This window comes from Kitasatospora sp. NPDC015120 (assembly GCF_043080305.1).
Classification (GTDB): Bacteria; Actinomycetota; Actinomycetes; order Streptomycetales; family Streptomycetaceae; genus Kitasatospora.
Window position 1 is genome coordinate 141,861 of record NZ_JBIBVJ010000005.1, and the last position, 13,205, is coordinate 155,065.

Consider the following 13,205-nt stretch of genomic DNA (forward strand, 5'->3'; position numbering starts at 1 on the left):
CAGGCGCGTCGTTCCGGACGGGTGGGTACACGGGACTCCCAGAGGCAGAACTGTGGACGGATCACCTCCGCCTGCGCGGAGAGCACGCCCGTCCCGCCCGGTCGTGCGTGGGGCGGGTGGGTGACGTGCATCCAGGAGAGGATAACGCTTTGTGCAATGACAGCTACACCGTGTGGTCGAAGTGGTCGTTTGAGATCCGTGAAGGGTGCAAATCCGGCTGACAGTGACCGAACGCGTCAGCGATCGTCTGGCTCAACGTGACAGAACAGGTGCGTCAGGTGACCAATTCGGCGGTCCGGCGGGCGGTTTCCCGGCCTGAGGGTCGGATAATCCCCGACTTTCGCGAGCGGGCGAACGATCAGATCCGGTCACCGGGTGGCGGGTTCGGTCGGCGGGCCGGGGCGGCCCCGCGGCGCGCGGGAGTTCGCCCGTACGGGCGGCCTGGTCAGCGTGCGGATTGACCGCCCTCACCCCGGCGGGGGGCGCCCGGACGGGCGGCCGTGGAGCGGGCCCGCGGCCCGCCGGGGAGCGGCCGCCGATCGCCCCGGCTCAGCCCCGGTGCCGGCGGTGCAACGCGACCCCGGCCGCGGCCGCGCCGGCCGCCACGCCGAGCGCGGCGGCGGCCGGCAGGCCCACCCGGGCCGCCTTGCGGCCGGTCCGGAAGTCCCGCACCCGCCAGCCCTGCGCCCGGGCGTGCCGCCGCAGCGCGCCGTCCGGGTTCACCACGTACGGGTGGCCGACCAGCGAGAGCATCGGGATGTCGTTGGCCGAGTCGCTGTAGGCGGCGCACCGGTCGAGGTCGAGCCGTTCGCGCCGGGCCAGCGCGCGCACGGCAGCCGCCTTGGCCGGGCCGTGCAGCAGCTCGCCGACCAGCCGGCCGGTGTACGCGCCGTCGCGGGCCTCGGCCACCGTGCCGAGCGCGCCGGTCATGCCCAGCCGGGCCGCGATGATCCGGGCCACCTCCACCGGGGCGGCGGTGACCAGCCAGACCCGCTGCCCGGCGTCCAGGTGCATCTGCACCAGCGCGCGGGTGCCGGGCCACACCTTGTCGGCGATGACGTCCTCGAAGACCTCCTCGCAGAGCGCCTCCAGGTCGGCGGTCCGCTTGCCCGCCACCACGCCGAGCGCGGTGTGCTTGGCGTCCGCCATGTGCTCCGGGTCCTCGGCGCCGTGCAGCCGGAACCAGGCCTGCTGCCAGGCGAACCGGGCGATGTCCCGGCGGCTGAGGAAGCCGCGCCGGTAGAGGCCGACGCCGAGGTAGAAGATCGCGGCGCCGCGCAGGATGGTGTTGTCGCAGTCGAAGAAGGCGGCGGCGCGCGGGTCGTCCGGTTCGGGCGTGTGGTTGCCCTCGGGGGCCCGGGGGGCCTTGCCGCGCCTGGCCGGCTGCGCCTCGCCGGGCCCGGCGGCGGGCGGCGTCGCCCCGGCGGGCGGCTCCGGCGCGGCCCGCAGGGCGGCCTCCGCCGCCTCGGCCGCGGCCTCGCCCGCCAGGGCGGTCCGGGAGCTGGTGGATCGCCTTGTCGGAATGAGCCTTCGGAGCACGGCCATGTCACCGAGCATAGCCAGCGACCTGCGCGGCAGCCGTGACGGCGGGATGCCCGGCGGGTGAACGGGCGGAAGGCGGGTCGTGTCCGGCCGGTCCGTAGGGGCGTCGCACAATGGCGGGGTGAGCCCACTGCTGCGACGTGACAAGAACCCGGGGCCGAAGCCGGCCGACCGGACGGTGACCCTGGTGGCCAAGCCCGGCTGCCACCTGTGCGACGACGCCCGGGAGGTGATCGTCCGGGTGACGGCCGAGCTGGGCGCGGCCTTCGAGGAGAAGGACATCACCCAGGACGAGGAGCTCCACCGGCGCTACTGGGAGCAGATCCCGGTGACCTTGATCGACGGCCGCCAGCACGACTTCTGGCGGGTGGACGAGAAGCGCCTGCGCACCGCCCTCGGCGCCTGACCCCGCCCCCGCCCCCGCCCGCCGGGGGGCGTCCCCCGACCCCCGCCGTCCGGCGGGGGCGGTTCGCCGAATCGTTGCGAAGATTCCGCGCGCTCGGCTTGGGGCGCCCCCCTGTGGTCGGCTTACGATCGAACTCGTTTGCGCCCATGGGGGGCTGAGCACGAGGAGTGCCGCCATGCTTCCCGGCCGTCCCCCGGCAGCGCCCGCCGACCCCCCGGTGCCGGCCGCGCGCGGGGGCTTCGCCGTGGTGGACGTGGAGGCGACCGGCCGCAGTCCCTGGCGGCACCGGGTGGTCGAGGTGGCCGTGGTGCTGCTGGACGAGCGGCTCCGCCCGCAGGGCGAGTTCAGCACCCTGCTGGACCCGCTGGGCCCGGTCGGCCCGACCCATGTGCACCGGATCGAGCAGGAGGACGTCGAGGGCGCCCCGCGGTTCCGGGAGATCGCGCCGAGGCTGCTGGAGCTGCTGGCCGGCCGGGTGCTGGTCGGCCATCACGTCACCTGCGACCACGCCTTCCTGGACCGTGAGTTCGCCCGGATAGGGGTGCCGCTGCCACCGGTGCCGCTGCTCTGCACCATGCGGCTGGCCCGCGCCCACCTGCCGCAGGCCCGCGGTTTCGGCCTGGCGGCCTGCGTGGAGGCGGCCGGTCTCGGAGGCTTCGCCGCGCACACCGCGCTGGGCGACGCCCGGGCCACCGCGGGCCTGCTGCGGCACTGCCTGGACGCGCCGTCCTGCCCGCCGGGGGACTGGACCGGGCCGCTGCGGGAGGCGGCCCGGGTGCCGTGGCCGAGGCTGGGGCGGGCGCGCTCGCGCCCGTCCGGCGAGCAGGTCCCGCTGGTGGCCCGCGACGTCACCCGTCCGCCCGCCGTCCCCGCCCCGCGCGACCTGCCGGACCGCCCTGCGTACGGTTCCCGGCCACCCGTTGCACCGCCCCCGGCGACGGCCCGGAAAGCGGCCGGTGCTATGGGCTCGACGGCGTGATGCGCATCACTGTGCGGGGACAAAACGGACACCATCTTTGTGCACACGTTCACAAACGCATAGCCTGGCTGCCAAAGCCCAGCTTCACCCACAGGAGCACCGTGGCAATCGGCCGATCACCACAGAGCAGTTCGCAGACGCCCGACCAGGGCGCCGCGCGCCGACCCGCGCGTGCCCGGGGAATCCCCGAGGCCACGGTCGCCCGGCTGCCCCTCTACCTGCGCGCGCTCACCGCGCTCTCCGAGCGCTCGGTGCCGACCGTCTCCTCCGAGGAACTGGCCGCCGCGGCCGGGGTGAACTCCGCCAAGCTCCGCAAGGACTTCTCCTACCTGGGCTCCTACGGCACCCGCGGCGTCGGCTACGACGTCGAGTACCTCGTCTACCAGATCTCCCGCGAGCTGGGCCTGACCCAGGACTGGCCGGTCGTCATCGTCGGCATCGGCAACCTCGGCCACGCCCTCGCCAACTACGGCGGCTTCGCCTCCCGCGGCTTCCGGGTCGCCGCCCTGCTCGACGCCGACCCGGCCGTGGTCGGCAGCAGCGCGGCCGGCCTGCCGGTGCGCCACATGGACGAACTGGAGTCCATCGTGGAGAGCCAGCATGTCTCGATCGGCGTCATCACCACCCCGCCCGGCGCGGCCCAGCAGGTCTGCGACCGGCTGGTCGAGGCCGGCGTCACCAGCATCCTGAACTTCGCCCCGACCGTGCTGACCGTCCCGGACGGCGTGGACGTGCGCAAGGTGGACCTCTCCATCGAGCTGCAGATCCTCGCCTTCCACGAGCAGCGCAAGGCCGGCGACGAGCCGGACCGCACCGAGTCCGTGCTCGACCGGGCCCCCGGCCCGGTGCGCGCCGCCGCCGCCAAGCTCCGCCGGGCCGCCGGGGGCAGCACCAAGACGCGCGCGGCCGCCGAGGACGCGGACCCGGCGGCGAAGGGCAAGCCCGGCAAGGCCGGCGAGGGCGAGCTGTCCGCGGTGATGCCGGCATGAGCACCGAGATTCGTGGGACCAGGGAGCGGGCGTGAGTCTTCTCGTCGTAGGGCTGAGCCATCGCACGGCCCCGGTCGGCGTGCTGGAGCGCGCCGCGCTGACCGGTGCGGTGCCGACCCGGCTGCTGCACGACGCGGCCGCGTCCGCGACCGTCGCCGAGGCCGCGCTGCTGAACACCTGCAACCGGATCGAGCTGTACGCCGACGTGGACAAGTTCCACGCCGGTGTCGCCGAGCTGTCCCTGCTGCTCGCCCACCACAGCGGAGTGGACCTGGAGGAGCTGACCTCGCACCTCTACGTCCACTACGAGGACCGCGCCGTCCACCACCTCTTCTCGGTGGCCTGCGGCCTGGACTCGATGGTGGTCGGCGAGGGCCAGATCCTCGGCCAGCTGCGCGACGCCCTGGCCAAGGCCCAGGAGGAGCACACCGCCGGGCGCGGCCTGAACGAGCTGTTCCAGCAGGCGCTGCGGGTCGGCAAGCGGGCGCACAGCGAGACCGGCATCGACAAGGCCGGCCAGTCGCTGGTGACCTTCGGCCTGGAGCAGGTCGCGGCCGGCGCGGGCGAGATCGCGGGCAAGCGGGCGCTGGTGGTCGGCGCGGGCTCGATGAGCTCGCTGGCCGCCGCCACCCTGGTCCGCGCGGGCGTGACCGACCTGCTGATCGCCAACCGGACGCCGGCCCGGGCCGAGCGGCTGGCCGAGATCCTCGGCTCCGACGTCGCCCGCACCCTGGAGCTCGCCAAGGTGCCCGAGGCGCTGGCCGACGTCGACCTGGTGATCTCCTGCACCGGCGCGGCCGGCGTGGTGGTCAAGGCGGACGACGTCGCCGCCGCCGTCGCCGCGCGTGCGTCCTCGGCCCCGCTCGCCTTCCTCGACCTCGCCATGCCGCGCGACGTCGACCAGGCCGTGCACGAGCTGCCCGGCGCCCTGCTGGTCGACCTGGAGAGCCTCTCGCACGCCCACGCCGCCACCCCCGGCGCGGGCGACGTCGACGCCGTCACCGGCATCGTCGCCGACGAGGTCACCGCCTTCGGCGCCGCCCAGCGCGCCGCGCGGATCGCCCCCACCGTGGTGGCGCTGCGCGCGATGGCCTCCGAGGTGGTGGCCGCCGAGCTGGGCCGCCTGGACTCCCGGCTGCCCGAGCTGGACGAGCGCTCGCGCGCCGAGATCGGCCAGACCGTCCGCCGGGTGGTCGACAAGCTGCTGCACGCGCCCACCGTGCGGGTGAAGCAGCTGGCCGCCGAGCCCGGCGGCGCCTCCTACGCGGAGGCCCTGCGTGAACTCTTCGACCTCGACCCGGCCGCCGTGCACGCGGTCTCGGGCACCCCGATCGGCGCCCAGCAGCCTGCGGGCGGGAGCGCCGGATGAACCGTCAGCCATCCCACGAGTACCACCGGGACGATCACCTCATGAATGGTCAACCGCTCACCGGCCGGACGCCGGAAGCCACCGCGGCCCCCCTGCGGCTCGGCACCCGGCGCAGCGCGCTCGCCATGGCCCAGTCGGGCATGGTCGCCCGGGAGGTGACGCGCCTCACCGGACGCCCCGTCGAGTTGGTGGAGATCACCACCTACGGCGACACCTCCCGCGAGGCGCTGGCCCGGATCGGCGGCACCGGGGTGTTCGTCTCCGCGCTGCGCGACGCGCTGCTGGAGGGCCGGATCGACTTCGCCGTGCACTCCCTCAAGGACCTGCCGACCGCCGAGCCCGAGGGCCTGGTGCTGGCGGCCGTCCCGCAGCGCGAGGACAGCCGTGACGCCGTGGTGGCGCGCGAGGGCCTGGCGCTGGGCGAGCTGGTGGAGAAGCTGGCCGGCGCGGGCCGCCCGGCCCGGGTCGGCACCGGCTCGCCGCGCCGGATGGCGCAGCTGAACGCCTGGGCCCGGGCCAACGGCGCCCAGCTGGAGACGGTCGCGATCCGCGGCAACGTGGACACCCGGATCGGGTTCGTCACCTCCGGCGAGCTGGACGCGGTGGTGCTGGCCACGGCCGGCCTGAACCGGCTCGGCCGCCAGGCCGAGATCACCGAGCACCTCGGCCACGAGGTGATGATCCCGGCCCCGGGCCAGGGCGCGCTCGCCGTCGAGTGCACCACCGCCGACACCGGCCTGACCGCCGCCCTGTCGGCCCTCGACCACGCCCCCACCCGGGTCGCGGTGGCCGCCGAGCGCGCCCTGCTGGCCACCCTGGAGGCCGGCTGCTCCGCACCGGTCGCCGCGCTGGCCGGCTGGAACCACCAGACCGAACTGCGGCTGGAGGGTGTGGTCGGCACCCCCGACGGCGCCACCCTGCTGAAGATGTCCGCCCACGGTCCGATCGTCCTCGACGAGACCGCCGAGCAGCAGGCGGCGGCCCTCGGCCGCGCGCTGGCCGCCCGGCTGCTCGACGAGGGCGCGGCCGCCCTGATGGGGGAGCGAGCCCGATGAGCCCCACCGCCGCCACCGACAGCCCGTTCCCGGCCGACAGTCCCTTCGGGGGCACGGTGCCCTCCGCCGGCCGCTGCACCTTCCTGGGCGCGGGCCCCGGCGACCCGGGCCTGCTGACCCTGCGCGCGGTCGAGGTGCTGGCCTCCGCCGACGTGCTGGTCGCCGACCCGCTGACCGCCGCCGCCGTGCGCAGCCACTGTCCGTCCGGCGTGCAGGTGCACGCCCCGGGCGCCGAGGGCCCGGACTTCGACCTGGCCCGCCTGGTCGCCGAGGCCGTGCGGTCCGGCAAGCACGTGGTGCGCACCGTCGACGGTGACCCCGGCCTGGACGGCTGCGCGGCCGAGGAGATGCTCGGCTGCGCCGGTGCCGGGATCCCCTTCGAGGTGATCCCGGGCGTCGCCCAGTCGGTCGGCGTGCCGGCCTACGCGGGCGTGCCGCTGCGCGGCGCTGGCGGCACCGACGTCCGTTTCGTGGAGGCCGCGGCGCTGCTGGCCGGCTCCCCGGTGGACCTGGGCGCGCCGGAGACCACCCTGGTGGTGCGCACCACCCTGGGCCAGCTGCCGGCCACCGCCAACGCGCTGGTGTCCAACGGCCGCAAGCCGGACTCCGCGCTGAGCGCGACGCTCTCCGGCACCACCACCCGCCAGCGCACCTTCACCGCGACCCTGGCCACCATCGCGGCGGACCTCAAGGCCGCCCGGGTGCTGCCCTCCCCGGTCTCCGCCCCGGTGGACCCGGCGACCGCGGTGATAGCCGTGGTCGGCGAGCAGGTCGCCCACCGCGCCTCGCACTCCTGGTTCGAGACCAAGCCGCTGTTCGGCTGGAACGTACTGGTGCCGCGCACCAAGGAGCAGGCGCACGGCCTCTCCGAGCAGCTGCGCTCCTACGGCGCGGTGCCGCAGGAGGTGCCGACCATCGCGGTCGAGCCGCCGCGCACCCCGCAGCAGATGGAGCGGGCGATCAAGGGCCTGGTCACCGGCCGTTACGAGTGGATCGCCTTCACCTCGGTGAACGCGGTGCGCGCGGTGCGCGAGAAGTTCGAGGAGTACGGCCTGGACGCCCGGGCGTTCGCCGGGATCAAGGTCGCGGCGGTCGGCGAGACCACCGCGCAGGCGCTGGTGGACTTCGGCGTGAAGCCGGACCTGGTGCCCTCCGGGGAGCAGTCCGCGGCCGGTCTGCTGGAGGACTGGCCGCCGTACGACCCGGTGTTCGACCCGATCGACCGGGTGCTGCTGCCGCGCGCCGACATCGCCACCGAGACCCTGGTGGCCGGCCTGGTCGAGCTGGGCTGGGAGGTCGACGACGTGACGGCGTACCGGACGGTGCGCGCCTCGCCGCCGCCGGCCGAGACCCGTGAGGCGATCAAGGGCGGCGGTTTCGACGCGGTGCTGTTCACCTCGTCCTCGACCGTGCGGAACCTGGTCGGCATCGCGGGCAAGCCGCACAACGTGACCGTCATCGCCTGCATCGGCCCGGCCACCGCCAAGACCGCCGAGGAGCACGGCCTGCGGGTCGACGTGATGGCCCCGGCGCCGTCGGCGGCCGCGCTGGCCCAGGCCCTGGCGGACTTCGGGGCCAAGCGCCGGGACACCGCGACCGCCGCGGGCGAACCGGTCTACCGCCCCAGCGAGCGCCGTCCCGGCTCGCGCCGCAAGGCGGCGCGCTGACGCGGCGCCGCACCAGTGACCGGGGGCGGCCCGACCGCCGCCCCCGGCATCGCACCATCGTCCGGAGAGAGAAGCCGTGTCCGCCGAATTCCCGTACGTCCGTCCCCGCCGGCTCCGTTCGACCCCGGCGGTGCGCCGGCTGGTCGCCGAGACCCGGCTGCACCCGGCGGAGCTGATCCTGCCCGCCTTCGTGCGCGAGGGCATCACCGAGCCGAAGCCGATCTCGTCGATGCCCGGCGTGGTCCAGCACACCCGGGACACCCTGCGCAAGGCCGCCGTGGAGGCCGCCGAGGCGGGGGTGGGCGGCATCATGCTGTTCGGCCTGCCCGAGGTGAAGGACGCCACCGGCTCCGAGGGGACCAACCCGGAGGGCATCCTCCAGCAGGCGATCCGCGACGTGGTCGCCGAGGTCGGCGACCAGCTCGTGGTCATGTCGGACCTCTGCCTGGACGAGTTCACCGACCACGGCCACTGCGGCGTGCTGGCCGCGGACGGCAGCGTGGACAACGACGCCACCCTGGTGCGCTACGCCGAGATGGCCGTGGTCCAGGCCGAGGCCGGCGTCCACGTGGTCGGCCCCTCGGGCATGATGGACGGCCAGATCGCCGTGATCCGCCGGGCGCTGGACGAGGCCGGGCACCAGGGCGTGGCCGTGCTCGCCTACACCGCCAAGTACGCCTCCGCCCTGTACGGGCCGTTCCGCGAGGCCGTCAACTCCTCGCTCCAGGGCGACCGCAAGACCTACCAGCAGGACCCGGCCAACGCCCGGGAGGCGCTGCGGGAGCTGGAGCTGGACCTCGCCGAGGGCGCCGACATGGTGATGGTCAAGCCCGCCATGCTCTACCTGGACGTGCTGCGGCAGGTCGCCGACGCCTCCCCGGTGCCGGTGTCCGCGTACCAGATCTCCGGTGAGTACGCGATGGTCGAGGCCGCCGCCGCCAACGGCTGGATCGAGCGGGAGCGCACCATCCTGGAGACCCTCACCTCGATCCGCCGGGCCGGCGCCGAGCAGATCCTCACCTACTGGGCCGTCGAGGCCGCCGCGCTGCTGAAGTAGCGGCAGCCGCCGGGCACGCCGGAGGCCGGGCCCCTCCGAGGGGAGGGACCCGGCCTTCGTGCACGCGTCCGGTCAGTCGCCGAGGTGGGCGAAGCCGCCGCCACCGCCGAAGAGGGCGGTGGAGGTGGCGGCACCCCCGCCGAACTCACCGGCCTCGATGTGCGAGGTGTGGGCGATGCCGCCGCCCCCGCCGGCCGCGAACACCGGGTCGGCGGAGGCGACGAACCCGCCGCCGCCGGCCACGCCGACGTGCGCGGACGCCGCCGGGGCGGCGACGCCGGCCAGCGCCAGCGCGCCGATCGCGGTCAGGGTGATCTTGCCCAGCATGCTCTTCATGGATCTGCCCTTTCTTCCGGAGCGCCCGGTGCGGACGCTCAGCCTTGGGGGTGCCGTCGGAACGCCCGGAGGGCCCGGGGACCAGACGTCCCCGGGCCCTCCGTCGCGCCGTGCGGCTGGATCAGCCGATCAGGTGCGAGACGCCCGCGTCGCCCGAGGACTGGGTGTTCTGGCCCACGTTGCAGATCTGCTTCGGGGTGCTGTTGAGGACCGGGACCTCGATCGGCACGGCCAGGCCGAGGACGCCGACCGCCACGTTGTGGATCTCCGGCAGGCAGATGTTCGGGTTGTCCAGCACGTGCGAGTTCGGGCTGTGGTCGCCGTAGGTGCCGGTGTGGTTGGTGCCGCCGTTGCCCTGGGCGGAGACGGCGGCGCCGTCCGAGTCGGCGATGGCGCCGGCCGAGCCCGCGGACATCGCGATGGCGGCGGCGGCCAGGCCCGCGGCGGCGAGGGACTTCTTGATCATTTCGGTGTTCCTCTCGGGGGTGAATCGGGGAGCGATTCGAAGGTGGTCGGTTCGGTTGGTGACTCTGCCGGGACGGGCGGTCAGCCGATCAGGTGGGAGACGCCCGCGTCGCCGTGGCTCTGGGTGCCCTGACCCTGGGTGCAGTACTGCTTGCCACCGCTGTTCGCGATCGGGACCTCGACCGGGACGGCGATGCCGAGCACACCGACCGCGATGTTGTGGATCTCGGGCAGGCAGACGTTCGCGTTGTCCAGGAAGTGGAAGTTCGGGCTGTGGTTGCCGACGGTGCCGGTGAAGTTGGTGCCGCCGTTGCCCTGGAACGACCCGGCGGCGCCGTCCGCGTCGCCGATGGCCGAGGCCGGCGCGGCGGCGGCGGCCAGCGCCGCGGCGGCCAGGCCGGCGGCGGCGAAGGACTTCTGGATCATGAGGAGATCCCTCTCTGAAAAGCTCGGTTTCCGTGCGGTTTCCGTGCGTACAACGCGTTCAACGCTCAGACCCGGTCTGCGGTCACTGACGTCCAGATCAAAGAATCACGGCTCGGAAGGTTACGGGGATTCCGGAAAAGAGTCCGGGAGGCGCGGCGGCGGAGAGATTCCGGTCGGATTATTAACCCGAACCGGTTAACCGCCGCCATCGCGGGCGCCGGTCGCTCGTTGAGCCCATTGCTTTCGGCCGCGCCCGCGCGGCCGGTTCCCCCTTTGATCTCCAGTACGGACAGGCAGAACGGTGAAAAGCATGAGGTTCTCCAAGCGGGCCGGCGCGATGCTGCTGGCGGTCGGTGCGGGCGTGCTCGCCTCCCAGGGGGCGGCGTCCGCCGCCCCGGTCAGCCCCGAGCAGGTCGGGGCGCTGGAGGACCAGCTGGCCACCCAGCAGGTACCGGTGGACATCCCGCTGGCGCCGCTGGACAGCCGGATCTCGGGCGGCATCCCGACCTCGCTGCTGATGCCGCCGCCGCCGGCCCACACCACCGGGGACGCGCTGATCCCGGACCGCGTCGTGCCGGCGCTCGGCATCGGCAAGGTCGCCCCGACCGCGAAGGCCGAGCTGCCGCTGCCGCTGGTCGACCGCAGCGCCGACCTCGGCGAGCTGCTGCTGGACGCCCCGGCCGCGCCGCTGCACGCCGAGACCCCCGCGGTCGGCATCGGCAGGCCGCTCGCGCTCGTCGAGGACGGCACCGGCCAGCTGGCCGACGGCCGGCTCAAGCTGGACGAGATCGACCCGCGGCTGATCACCGGCGCCGTCCAGGCGGTGCCCGGCGCCAAGGCGTCCCTGGGCAACGAGGACGAGCGGATCTCGGTCACCGACTCGCTGGGGACGCTGGCCGCCACCGCGACCGCCACCACCACCGGCGTCGTCTCGGAGACCGGCCTGGCGGGCCTGGCCCAGGCCTAGCAGGACGCGCAGGGCGCGCAGCACGCGCGAGAGCCCGGCACCCCCTCACGACGGGGTGCCGGGCTCTCGCGGGTCGTGGCGGCTCAGCCGGGCAGCACCCCGAGCAGGCCGCCGACCAGCGGCAGGTCGCGCGGGCCGCCGCCGGCGCTGAGCGGGCCGGTCAGGAGGCCGGTGCCGACCGGCGCGAGGCCGGAGCCCTCCGGCTGGACGGTCGCCCCGTTGTTCAGCACGTCGGCGGAGGAGTTGGCCCACGGGTCCAGCCGCAGGTCCTTGAGCGGCGCGATGCCGTAGCCGAGGCCGGTGGTGGTGCCGCCGAGCGCCTGGGCGAGGTCGGTCTTGGCCAGGGCGGCACCGCCCCCGGTCGGGGCCGCGTGCGCCGCGCCCGCGCCCGCGCCGCCGAGCAGCACCGCGGCGCCCAGGGCGGCGGCGAGGCCGGCCCCGCTCTTCTTCACAACCATGCGTCTTCACCTTCGGAGGGAGGGGTTCCCCGGGCGAACGGACCGCGCCCGGGTACGCCGAACCGCCCCCCGGCCGACGGACCGGGGGGCAGGACGGGCGGAACGCGTGCCGATCGGAATCAGCAGTCGTCCTCGACGTGCTCGACGTGCTCGTGCTGCTGCGGGGCCTCGCCGTTGATGCAGGTGTTGCCGAACGCCGGGTTCAGCACACCGATCAGGTTGATGGAGTTGCCGCACAGGTTGACCGGGATGTGCACCGGGACCTGGAGCTGGTTGCCGGAGATGACACCGGGGGAGCCGGCGGCGACGCCCTCGGCACCGGCGCTGGCGGCGGCACCGCCGGCCGCGCCCAGCACCAGGCCGGCAGCGGCGGCGGAGAGGACGGCGGCCTTCTTCACGTTCTGCATGGGGGTTGATCTCCTCGATCACACACGGGTTGAGCGGGCCGCACCCCGCCCGGTGGCGGGATGCGGCAGGAATGCGGTGGAACCGCGGCCGCCGGCTCGGCGGCCGCCGCTTCAGCCGGCGTTGACGCAGGTGTTGCCGAACGCCGGGTTCAGCAGCGCGATGATGTCGATGGTGTTGCCGCAGAGGTTGATCGGCACGTGGATCGGCACCTGGAGCTGGTTGCCGGAGATCACACCGGGGGAGTTGGCGGCGACGCCCTCGGCGCCGGCGCTGGCGAACGCGCCGCCGGCCGCGCCGACCACCAGGCCGGCGGTGGCGAGAGACAGGGCGGCGGTCTTCTTGACGTGACGCATGTGTTCTTCCTCCGTTTTCTTCCCGACCGTCTGTGGAAATAGTCGGGAGCCGGGCGAGGGGAAATCCTGGCCCGTTGGCTTCTGGGAATGCCGTGATTGTCACTCGGGTGGCCCAGATGGCGCGTGTCGCCCATGGCTCGGGCGATGAGCGGCCGCCGCGGAACCGTGCGCCGCGAACAATTCCCGCACGGCCGGGAAGCATTCGGATCGACGCGCGACCGGGAGGATTCCGGACGGGTTTGGACCGGCGGCGGATCTCCTCGTCGTAGCGGGGCGGTGAAGCGTGTTCCGATGGGAGAACGAGGCAGCGCGCCGGGGGAAACGGCCGGATACCGGTGTCACCCGATTGCCCGGCCCCGGGGCCGCGTTCGCCCGGACGGGTGACAGTGGGGGTGCCGTCGCAACCGGCCCGAGGGGGTCTCGTTGGAGATGTCGCACTCCCCGTGCATCTCTGTCGAACAGTCAGGAGGCTCCCATGAGCATCAAGAAGACGGCCGTCGTCGGCGCCGCTGTGGTCGGCATCGTCGCCGCCGGTGCCGGCACCGCGCTGGCCAGCTCCGGCGCGGAGGGCGTCGCCGCCAACTCCCCCGGTGTCGTCTCCGGCAACCAGATCCAGATCCCGCTCCACGTGCCGATCAACCTCTGCGGCAACACCATCGACATCGTGGGCATCCTGAACCCGGCGTTCGGCAACACCTGCGTCAACGCCGGCTGACCAGCCGCCGGTC

At 74.4% G+C, this 13,205-nt stretch carries 16 protein-coding genes; 9 read left to right on the forward strand and 7 right to left on the reverse strand.

The genetic code is table 11. From position 1 onward, the window contains the following. Window positions 1–549 precede the first annotated feature (549 nt). Window positions 550–1,545: an HAD family hydrolase gene (locus ACF1AK_RS14785; protein WP_391499181.1), complete on the reverse strand. Its 996-nt coding sequence runs from the start codon at window positions 1,543–1,545 to the stop codon at window positions 550–552. Window positions 1,546–1,663: 118 nt separating this feature from the next. On the opposite strand from ACF1AK_RS14785, the gene ACF1AK_RS14790 reads away from it, so the two are divergent. The 7 genes from ACF1AK_RS14790 to hemB all read left to right on the forward strand — a co-directional run bounded on the left by ACF1AK_RS14790 (window position 1,664) and on the right by hemB (window position 9,064). Beyond that, window positions 1,664–1,948: a glutaredoxin family protein gene (locus ACF1AK_RS14790; RefSeq protein ID WP_391499182.1), complete on the forward strand. Its 285-nt coding sequence runs from the start codon at window positions 1,664–1,666 to the stop codon at window positions 1,946–1,948. 175 nt (window positions 1,949–2,123) lie between these two features. Further along, on the forward strand, window positions 2,124–2,927 hold the full coding sequence (locus tag ACF1AK_RS14795) for an exonuclease domain-containing protein (RefSeq protein WP_391499183.1): 804 nt from the start codon (window positions 2,124–2,126) through the stop codon (window positions 2,925–2,927). Between the two features lie 101 nt (window positions 2,928–3,028). Beyond that, window positions 3,029–3,916: a redox-sensing transcriptional repressor Rex gene (locus tag ACF1AK_RS14800; RefSeq protein ID WP_391499184.1), complete on the forward strand. Its 888-nt coding sequence runs from the start codon at window positions 3,029–3,031 to the stop codon at window positions 3,914–3,916. A 31-nt stretch (window positions 3,917–3,947) separates the two neighbouring features. Next, the gene (locus tag ACF1AK_RS14805) at window positions 3,948–5,285 is read left to right on the forward strand and encodes a glutamyl-tRNA reductase (protein WP_391499185.1); all 1,338 of its coding nucleotides are present in this window, start codon (window positions 3,948–3,950) and stop codon (window positions 5,283–5,285) included. Window positions 5,286–5,326: 41 nt separating this feature from the next. Next, the gene (gene hemC / locus ACF1AK_RS14810) at window positions 5,327–6,340 is read left to right on the forward strand and encodes a hydroxymethylbilane synthase (RefSeq protein ID WP_391499186.1); all 1,014 of its coding nucleotides are present in this window, start codon (window positions 5,327–5,329) and stop codon (window positions 6,338–6,340) included. Continuing rightward, window positions 6,337–8,007: a uroporphyrinogen-III synthase gene (locus tag ACF1AK_RS14815; RefSeq protein WP_391499187.1), complete on the forward strand. Its 1,671-nt coding sequence runs from the start codon at window positions 6,337–6,339 to the stop codon at window positions 8,005–8,007. The genes hemC and ACF1AK_RS14815 overlap by 4 nt, the downstream gene beginning before the upstream one ends. Before the next feature lie 76 nt (window positions 8,008–8,083). Then, window positions 8,084–9,064 (forward strand): porphobilinogen synthase, encoded by a 981-nt coding sequence (gene hemB / locus ACF1AK_RS14820; RefSeq protein WP_391499188.1) that lies wholly within the window; start codon window positions 8,084–8,086, stop codon window positions 9,062–9,064. A 72-nt stretch (window positions 9,065–9,136) separates the two neighbouring features. On the opposite strand, the gene ACF1AK_RS14825 is transcribed toward hemB, so the two are convergent. The 3 genes from ACF1AK_RS14825 to ACF1AK_RS14835 form a co-directional block, all read right to left on the reverse strand. After that, entirely contained in the window at window positions 9,137–9,400 is a 264-nt protein-coding gene (locus tag ACF1AK_RS14825; RefSeq protein ID WP_380297442.1) for a hypothetical protein, read from the reverse strand. 121 nt (window positions 9,401–9,521) lie between these two features. After that, the gene (locus ACF1AK_RS14830) at window positions 9,522–9,866 is read right to left on the reverse strand and encodes a rodlet layer protein (RefSeq protein ID WP_391499189.1); all 345 of its coding nucleotides are present in this window, start codon (window positions 9,864–9,866) and stop codon (window positions 9,522–9,524) included. 80 nt (window positions 9,867–9,946) lie between these two features. Continuing rightward, complete coding sequence (locus ACF1AK_RS14835; RefSeq protein WP_391499190.1) at window positions 9,947–10,291, reverse strand: rodlet layer protein; 345 nt, start codon at window positions 10,289–10,291, stop codon at window positions 9,947–9,949. Between the two features lie 310 nt (window positions 10,292–10,601). On the opposite strand from ACF1AK_RS14835, the gene ACF1AK_RS14840 reads away from it, so the two are divergent. Next, window positions 10,602–11,258, forward strand: coding sequence for a hypothetical protein (locus ACF1AK_RS14840; RefSeq protein WP_391499191.1), 657 nt, complete (start codon window positions 10,602–10,604; stop codon window positions 11,256–11,258). A gap of 83 nt (window positions 11,259–11,341) precedes the next feature. On the opposite strand, the gene ACF1AK_RS14845 is transcribed toward ACF1AK_RS14840, so the two are convergent. From ACF1AK_RS14845 to ACF1AK_RS14855, 3 genes are all read right to left on the reverse strand, one after another. Beyond that, complete coding sequence (locus tag ACF1AK_RS14845; RefSeq protein ID WP_391499192.1) at window positions 11,342–11,716, reverse strand: hypothetical protein; 375 nt, start codon at window positions 11,714–11,716, stop codon at window positions 11,342–11,344. 119 nt (window positions 11,717–11,835) lie between these two features. Continuing rightward, window positions 11,836–12,123, reverse strand: coding sequence for a chaplin (locus ACF1AK_RS14850; protein WP_391499193.1), 288 nt, complete (start codon window positions 12,121–12,123; stop codon window positions 11,836–11,838). A 111-nt stretch (window positions 12,124–12,234) separates the two neighbouring features. Further along, window positions 12,235–12,477, reverse strand: a complete 243-nt coding sequence (locus tag ACF1AK_RS14855; protein ID WP_391499194.1) for a chaplin — start codon at window positions 12,475–12,477, stop codon at window positions 12,235–12,237. A gap of 475 nt (window positions 12,478–12,952) precedes the next feature. Here ACF1AK_RS14855 and ACF1AK_RS14860 point away from each other — a divergent pair, with 475 nt between their 5' ends. Next, on the forward strand, window positions 12,953–13,192 hold the full coding sequence (locus ACF1AK_RS14860) for a chaplin (RefSeq protein ID WP_391499195.1): 240 nt from the start codon (window positions 12,953–12,955) through the stop codon (window positions 13,190–13,192). The last annotated feature ends 13 nt before the right edge of the window (window positions 13,193–13,205 follow it).

What these genes read in the sequence shown, in the direction of transcription:
- ACF1AK_RS14785 (WP_391499181.1), bottom strand. Translation starts at nt 1,545, where the DNA reads ATGGCCGTGCTCCGAAGGCTCATTCCGACAAGGCGATCCACCAGCTCC.
- ACF1AK_RS14795 (WP_391499183.1), top strand. Translation starts at nt 2,124, where the DNA reads ATGCTTCCCGGCCGTCCCCCGGCAGCGCCCGCCGACCCCCCGGTGCCG.
- hemC (WP_391499186.1), top strand. Translation starts at nt 5,327, where the DNA reads ATGAATGGTCAACCGCTCACCGGCCGGACGCCGGAAGCCACCGCGGCC.
- ACF1AK_RS14815 (WP_391499187.1), top strand. Translation starts at nt 6,337, where the DNA reads ATGAGCCCCACCGCCGCCACCGACAGCCCGTTCCCGGCCGACAGTCCC.
- ACF1AK_RS14825 (WP_380297442.1), bottom strand. Translation starts at nt 9,400, where the DNA reads ATGAAGAGCATGCTGGGCAAGATCACCCTGACCGCGATCGGCGCGCTG.
- ACF1AK_RS14830 (WP_391499189.1), bottom strand. Translation starts at nt 9,866, where the DNA reads ATGATCAAGAAGTCCCTCGCCGCCGCGGGCCTGGCCGCCGCCGCCATC.
- ACF1AK_RS14835 (WP_391499190.1), bottom strand. Translation starts at nt 10,291, where the DNA reads ATGATCCAGAAGTCCTTCGCCGCCGCCGGCCTGGCCGCCGCGGCGCTG.
- ACF1AK_RS14840 (WP_391499191.1), top strand. Translation starts at nt 10,602, where the DNA reads ATGAGGTTCTCCAAGCGGGCCGGCGCGATGCTGCTGGCGGTCGGTGCG.
- ACF1AK_RS14845 (WP_391499192.1), bottom strand. Translation starts at nt 11,716, where the DNA reads ATGGTTGTGAAGAAGAGCGGGGCCGGCCTCGCCGCCGCCCTGGGCGCC.
- ACF1AK_RS14850 (WP_391499193.1), bottom strand. Translation starts at nt 12,123, where the DNA reads ATGCAGAACGTGAAGAAGGCCGCCGTCCTCTCCGCCGCCGCTGCCGGC.
- ACF1AK_RS14855 (WP_391499194.1), bottom strand. Translation starts at nt 12,477, where the DNA reads ATGCGTCACGTCAAGAAGACCGCCGCCCTGTCTCTCGCCACCGCCGGC.
- ACF1AK_RS14860 (WP_391499195.1), top strand. Translation starts at nt 12,953, where the DNA reads ATGAGCATCAAGAAGACGGCCGTCGTCGGCGCCGCTGTGGTCGGCATC.